Origin of the sequence: Bradyrhizobium sp. ORS 375, assembly GCF_000239775.1 — a bacterium.
Classification (GTDB): domain Bacteria; phylum Pseudomonadota; class Alphaproteobacteria; order Rhizobiales; family Xanthobacteraceae; genus Bradyrhizobium.
Genome location: NZ_CAFI01000043.1, coordinates 1 through 1572 on the forward strand (window position 1 = coordinate 1; position 1572 = coordinate 1572).

Consider the following 1572-nt stretch of genomic DNA (forward strand, 5'->3'; position numbering starts at 1 on the left):
TGAACAGCATCCAGATCACGATCGGCAGGTTGCCGAGGCACAGGATGAAGACGAGCCCGGCGCGGGTGTCGAGCAGGCCCATGTTCTTGTAGATCAGGTAGATCGGCACAAGCACGCCGACCGGCGGCATCATCTTGGTCGAGAGCATCCAGAGCAGGATGTCCTTGGTGCGCTTGGTCGGCGAAAACGCCATCGACCATGCCGCGGGAATCGCGATCAGCATCGCGATCAAGGTTGATCCGCCGGCGACGATCAACGAGTTCAGCGCGTGATGCAGATAGTCGCTGCGTTCCTGCACGGTGACGTAGTTCTCCGTGGTCCAGTGGAAGAACAGGAACGAGGGCGGCGTCGCGAACGCCTCCAGCTCGGTCTTGAAGCTCGCCAGCACCATCCACAGGATCGGGAAGAAGATCACGAAGCCGGCGAGCCATGCGCCGACCGTTGAGATCACGACGTGACGTCCAGTCACCTTGCGCGCCATGGTCAGGCCTCCAGGTTGCGGCCGACGATGCGGACCAGGAAGAAGGCGACGATGTTGGCGATGACCACCGCGACGAGGCCGCCGGCCGAGGCCGTGCCGACGTCGAACTGGATCAGCGCCTGCGAATAGACCAGGAAGGCGATGTTGGTGGTCTGCAGGCCCGGGCCGCCGCCGGTCGTGACGAAGATCTCGGCGAACACGGTGAGCAGGAAGATCGTCTCGATCAGGATCACCACCGTGATCGGCCGCGCCAGATGCGGCACCGTCAGGTAGATGAAGCGCGACAGCGCGCCGGCGCCGTCCATTTCGGCGGCTTCCTCCTGCTCCTCGTCGAGCGACTGCAAGGCCGTGAGCAGGATCAGGGTCGCGAACGGCAGCCATTGCCAGGCGACGATGAAGATGACGGCGAGCAGCGGCGCGTCGGTGAACCAGTCGATCGGCTTGAGGCCGAGCGAGGTCGCGATCCAGGCGAACAGGCCGGACACCGGGTGCATCAAGAGGTTCTTCCACACCAGCGCGCTGACTGTCGGCATCACGAAGAATGGCGCGATCACCATGAGCCGGATGAAGTTGCGACCGATGACAGGCTGGTCCAGCAGGATCGCCAGGGGAATGCCGAGGCCGATGGTGAGCAGCAGCACCGAACCGACCAGGACGAGCGTGTTCTGCAGCGAGGCCAGGAAGGCGGGGTCGGTGAGGAAATACTCGAAATTCTCCAGCCCGACGAAGCTCTCGGAACCGGGGTCGAGCAGGCTGTAATGCAGGGTGGAGAAGTAGACGGTCAGCGCCAGCGGCACGATCATCCAGATGAACAACAGGATGACCGCCGGCGACATCAGCGCCCGGGCGAGCAGTTGAGTTTGTCGGGTGGGCATGTCGCGATCCGTTCTGCTCGATGATCACTGCCGTCATTGCGAGCGAAGCGAAGCAATCCAGGGGCGTCGATGGGACTCTGGATTGCTTCGTCGCTTCGCTCCTCGCAATGACGACAAAGAAGCGCCTGTATCGCGCCCGAACTAGCCGCGGGCTCGGTGTCACCTCGCCCCGCCAGGGCGAAGCGAAGCTTCGCTAGGGCGGGGAGAGGTCGGATT

At 63.4% G+C, this 1572-nt stretch carries 2 protein-coding genes; both read right to left on the reverse strand.

Annotation, left to right across the window (positions count from 1 at the left end; translation table 11 throughout):
- Window positions 1-481: carbohydrate ABC transporter permease (locus BRAO375_RS03880; protein ID WP_035638835.1), on the reverse strand; the 481-nt coding region annotated here is incomplete at its 3' end.
- A 2-nt stretch (window positions 482-483) separates the two neighbouring features.
- The gene (locus tag BRAO375_RS03885; RefSeq protein WP_035638837.1) at window positions 484-1356 is read right to left on the reverse strand and encodes a carbohydrate ABC transporter permease; all 873 of its coding nucleotides are present in this window, start codon (window positions 1354-1356) and stop codon (window positions 484-486) included.
- Window positions 1357-1572: the final 216 nt, after the last annotated feature.

Coding starts and splice junctions, on each gene's coding strand:
- BRAO375_RS03885 (WP_035638837.1), bottom strand. CDS start 1,356: ATGCCCACCCGACAAACTCAACTGCTCGCCCGGGCGCTGATGTCGCCG.